Raw genomic sequence first — 4,048 nt, forward strand, 5'->3', positions numbered from 1 at the left:
CGGATGTCGACCTCGAACACCGCGCTCGACGGCACCATGTTGACCTTCACGCCGCCCCTGACGGTGCCGATGTTGAGCGTCACCTTGTCGACGATGCCGCCCGCGCCTGTGCCCATCGCGCGGTCCATCGTCGGGCGGCCGGCATCGATGGCGCGCGCGATGTTGTCGGAGATCTCGGGCCGGATCGTCGTCACCTCCTCGAGGCGCGTGGCCAGCGCCATGGCGATCTTGGTGGCGCTCGCGGTGGCGTGCGTGTAGGCGCCGTGCGCGCCCGCCGTCCGCACCGTGAACTCGAGCCACAGCGGGCCCTTCTCGCCGAAGCGCACGCTGAAGGGGCTCGACGGCTCGCCGTTGAGCAGCGCATCGCCGTGCACCTCCGGATGGTGCTCCATGAGATAGCGGGCGCCGTAGGGGCCGAACGTCTCCTCGTCGGAAACGGCCGTGAGGGTGAGGCGGCCCTTGAGGCGGTCCTTGATCCGCGACAGGTAGATATAGGTCCAGATCGACGCCGAGGTGCCGCACTTCATGTCGGCGGCGCCGCGGCCGTAGACCTTGCCATCGACGAGCTCGCCGCCCCACGGGTCCTTGGTCCATCCGAGGCCGTCGTCGGCGACGGGAAACACGTCGATATGGCCGTTGAGCACGAGATGCTTGCCGGGCTGGCTGCCGGCGAAGGTCGCGACGATGTTCGGCATCTCGGGATGCGGCGCGATGATGCGATAGTCGAGACCGCGCGCGGCGAGCTCGCCGGTGATGAAGTCGGCTGTCGAGCGCGTGTCGCCCGGCGGGTTCGGGCTCCGGCAGCGCACGAAGGCCCTCAGGAAGGTGACCAGCGTGTCGCGATCCTCGTCGATCCAGGCCTTCAGCTGCTCGCGATCACTCGTCGCCATTTTCCGTCTCCGTGTTCGCTCCCGTAAGAATGCGCCGGGAGCGCGCCACTCCGATGGCGCTCATGGAATGTGCAACCAAGAGGAAGAGCGCCATCGGAGTGGCGCGCTCCCAGCCATGATCTTCGCAATGCGCGTCGCCGGAGTCGCCAGGCTCGATCACGATGGCAGCTATGCCTTGGCGGATTTTCGCCGCGAGGGTTCGTCGACAGCCGCCGCCTGCCGGTTGGGCGATCGCTGCAGGAGCTGGGTGAGGCCGAGCAGGAGGATCGAGATCAGGATCAGGAGCGTCGAGATGGCGGCGATCGTCGGGTCGATCTCGTCGCGCAGGGCGTTGAACATGCGTCGCGTCAGGGTCGCCTTGTCGCCGCCGGCGATGAAGAGCGAGATCACGACCTCGTCGAGCGAGGTGATGAACGCGAGCAGCGCGGCCGATATCACGGAGGTCTTGATCTGCGGCAAGGTCACCGTGAGGAACGCCCAGGGGCGGCTGGCGCCGAGACTGCGCGCCACCATCTCCTGGTTCATGTCGTAGCTCTTGAAGCTCGAGGCGACCAGGATCACGACCAGCGGGATCGCCATCACCGAATGCGCCAGCACGATGCCGGTGAGCGTGTTGTTGAGCCCGAGATGGGCATAGAGGAGGAAAATGCCGATCGCGATCAGGATTCCAGGAATGATGAGCGGCAGCATGAAGGTCGCGTAGGCGAGCTGCGTGAAGCGCGAGCGCGAGGCGTGCATGCCATAGGCCGCCAGCGTCCCGAGCGTGGTCGAGATGACCATCGTCAGGATCGCCGCGGTGAACGAGATCGCCGTCGCGTCGCGCCATTCGATGGCGCCGAAATAGGCCTCGTACCAGCGCGTCGACCAGCCGGGCGGCGGGAACGCGAGGTAGCGCGAATCCGAGAAGCTGAGCGGAATGACGAGCAGGCTCGGCAGGACCAGGAACAGCAGGACGAGCGCAGCCAGCCCGTAGAGCCACAGCCGGCGGCCGTGGGTGATCTGCGTTTCCGTCGCCGGCCGCCCCAGCATCTAGCGGCCTCCCACGATGCGGTCGAAGCCGATGAGCCGGCCGACACCCCACAGGATGGCGAGCGTCATGGCGAGCAGCACGACGCCGAGCGCGCTCGCGGCACCCCAGTCCGAGTGATAGGTGACGTTGCGCTCGATCTGCATCGACCACATCATCACGCGCCCGCCGCCGAGCAGCGCCGGCGTCACGTAGAAGCCGAGGCACAGCACGAAGACGATGATGATGCCGGCGAACAGGCCGGGAAGCGACAGCGGCACGAACACGTGCCAGAACGCGTTCACCGGCGAGGCGCCGAGGTTCGCCGCCGCACGCATGTAGTCGCGGTCGATGGAGCGCATGGTGGCATAGAGCGGCAGCACCATGAACGGCAGCATGATGTGGACCATGCCGATCGTGGTGCCGGTGAAGTTGTGCATCAGCCTGAGAGGCGCCTCGATCAGGCCCATGTCCTGGAGCCAGCTGTTGACCACCCCGCGCCGCTGCAGCAGCACGAGCCAGGCGTAGCAGCGCACGAGCAGCGACGTCCAAACCGGGAACAGCACCAGCAGCAGGAGAACCGCCGCGAGCCGGGGGCGAACCTGCGCGATGAGATAGGCAAGCGGATAGCCGAGCGCGATGCAGATCGCCGTGACCAGGAACGACAGCTCGAACGTGGTCTGCAGCGTCAGCGTGTAGGTCGGGTGCAGCAGGCGCTCGTAGTGCTCGAGCGTGAAGTCGGAGCCGCTGCGGAACGAGAGCCAGAACAGCCAGGCGATCGGGGCCAGGGCGATGACCCCGATGAGCAGCAGGCCCGGCACGGCGAGCCCCGCCAGCGCCGTCGTCTCGCTGCGCTCGCGCCTGCGGTAGGCGGCCTCGTTCGATGCCTTGCTGGTCATGGGTCTTCGGGACCGCGGGCGTCCCGCCCGCTCATGCTCATCAGCGGGCGGGACGCCCGCGGTCGGCATGAGTCATGAGCTGCGGCGCGGTCGCGCTCGTCCCCCTCGCCAGCGAGGCTGCTCGTCGTCATGCCGTGCGCTCGCCGGGGACCACCATCGCGTCGCCCGCCGGGAGGCCGAGCCGGACCGGCGTGCCCGGGCCCGGCAGCGCCGGCCCGACGCTGGTCGCCGGTTGGCGGATCGCCACCTCGACGCCGTCGGGCAGATCGACATAGAGCAGCGAGCTCTCGCCCTGGTAGACGACCTCCCGCGCCGTCCCTTCGAAGACGTTGAGGCCATCGTCGCCGCCGGTGAGGAGTCTCAGCTTCTCGGGGCGCATGACGAGATACTGCTGGCCGGACGGGTGGCGTGGCGGCTCCGCCAGCTGCAGCGGCCTGTCGCGGTAGCGCGCGGTGCCGCCCTGCACCGAGACCGCCACCAGATGCGATTCGCCGATGAACTCGGCGATGAAGCGGCTTTCCGGGCGCTCGTAGACGTCGCGCGGCCTGCCGATCTGGTGGAAACAGCCCCGGTCGATCACCGCGACACGGTCCGACATGGTCAGCGCCTCGCGCTGGTCGTGCGTGACATAGACCGTCGTCATGCCGAGGCGCTGATGGAGGTGACGAACCTCGATCTGCATCTCCTCCCTGAGCTTCTTGTCGAGCGCCGACAGGGGCTCGTCCATGAGCAGGATGCGCGGCTCGAAGACGATGGCGCGGGCGAGCGCGACGCGCTGGCGCTGGCCGCCCGAGAGCTGGTCGATGGTACGGCCGCCGTGCTGGCCGAGCTGGACGAGCTCCAGCACCTTCTGCACGCGGTCGGCGATCTCCCCCTTGGCCACCTTGCGCAGCCGCAAGGGGTAGCCGACGTTGGCGGCGACCGTCATGTGCGGAAACAGGGCATAGTTCTGGAACACCATGCCGACGTCGCGCTTGTGCGGCGGCACCAGCGAGACGTCGCGATCGCCGAAGCCGACCTCGCCGCTGTCGGGCCTGATGAAGCCGGCGAGCACCATGAGCAGCGTCGTCTTGCCCGATCCCGACGGTCCCAGCAGGGTGATGAACTCGCCGCTCGCGATCTCGAGGCTGACGTTGTCCAGGGCCGTGAAGCTGCCGTAGGTCTTGGTGACGTTTCGGATCGAGATCGGCAGCGATATGGCCGAAGCCTTGCCGGCCGCTGTGCTCACCTAGGCCTCCGGTGCGGGCGAAGGG

Annotated in this window: 4 protein-coding genes; all 4 read right to left on the reverse strand. The window is 68.0% G+C overall.

Annotated elements, in window-relative coordinates; all coding sequences use genetic code 11:
* Positions 1-890, reverse strand: an 890-nt coding sequence (locus tag AB7O82_RS28540) for a M20/M25/M40 family metallo-hydrolase (RefSeq protein ID WP_428543515.1), incomplete at its 3' end; no start/stop codon positions are given.
* A gap of 168 nt (positions 891-1,058) precedes the next feature.
* Positions 1,059-1,919 carry an ABC transporter permease gene (locus tag AB7O82_RS28545; RefSeq protein ID WP_428543517.1) on the reverse strand — a complete coding sequence of 287 codons (861 nt, stop codon included), beginning with the start codon at positions 1,917-1,919 and terminating at the stop codon, positions 1,059-1,061.
* Entirely contained in the window at positions 1,920-2,795 is an 876-nt protein-coding gene (locus tag AB7O82_RS28550) for an ABC transporter permease (RefSeq protein WP_428543519.1), read from the reverse strand.
* Positions 2,796-2,922: 127 nt separating this feature from the next.
* Entirely contained in the window at positions 2,923-4,023 is a 1,101-nt protein-coding gene (locus AB7O82_RS28555; protein WP_428620771.1) for an ABC transporter ATP-binding protein, read from the reverse strand.
* Positions 4,024-4,048 lie beyond the last annotated feature (25 nt).

Origin of the sequence: Reyranella sp. (genome assembly GCF_050185545.1) — a bacterium.
Taxonomy (GTDB): domain Bacteria; phylum Pseudomonadota; class Alphaproteobacteria; order Reyranellales; family Reyranellaceae; genus Reyranella.